Source organism: Xanthomonas populi, assembly GCF_002940065.1.
GTDB lineage: Bacteria > Pseudomonadota > Gammaproteobacteria > Xanthomonadales > Xanthomonadaceae > Xanthomonas > Xanthomonas populi.
This window is the reverse complement of sequence record NZ_MDEJ01000331.1, coordinates 1-516: the sequence shown is the minus strand read 5'-3', so window position 1 is coordinate 516 and position 516 is coordinate 1. Positions and strand designations below refer to the sequence as shown.

1 protein-coding gene is annotated in these 516 nt (G+C 64.0%); it reads right to left on the bottom strand.

Going from position 1 to position 516, the window contains the following annotated elements; genetic code table 11:
- Positions 1-516 (bottom strand): IS5 family transposase (locus XpopCFBP1817_RS21160; RefSeq protein ID WP_128418508.1); only part of this gene is annotated, 516 nt, incomplete at both ends.

The following is a 516-nucleotide window of genomic DNA, read 5'->3' as shown; positions in this document are numbered from 1 at the left end:
CCAGCGCCACAAAGCTGCGGTTGGCGTTCTTGTCCAGGCCGCGGTAACGCACCTTGGCAAATCCCCACAGGCGCTTGACTACCGCAAACACGTGCTCCACCCGTGCACGGATCTTGGATGTGTGGCGGTTGCGGCTGCGCTCGGCCTCATCCACGTGCCCGCCCTTGCGCGTACGCCGATTGGTGAAGTCGCGCGCATGCGGTGCGTGCGCGCGAATCAATGCTTTGTGACTGGCGTAGGCGCCGTCGCCGTACATGTGACGCTCCTCGCCGTGCAGTAAATCCCCGATCAGATGCTTGTCGTGCAGGTTGGCTGCAGTCACCGCCGCGCTGTGTGCCAAGCCGGTCCGGCTGTCTACGCCGATATGCAGCTTCATCCCGAAAGACCACTGCTGCCCTTTGCGGGTCTGGTGCATCTGCGGGTCACGCGCCTTGTCTGCATGGTTGGTCGAACTCGGCGCCGTGATCAGCGTGGCGTCTACGATCGTGCCGGTCCCCACCTTCAGCCCTTGCGCCT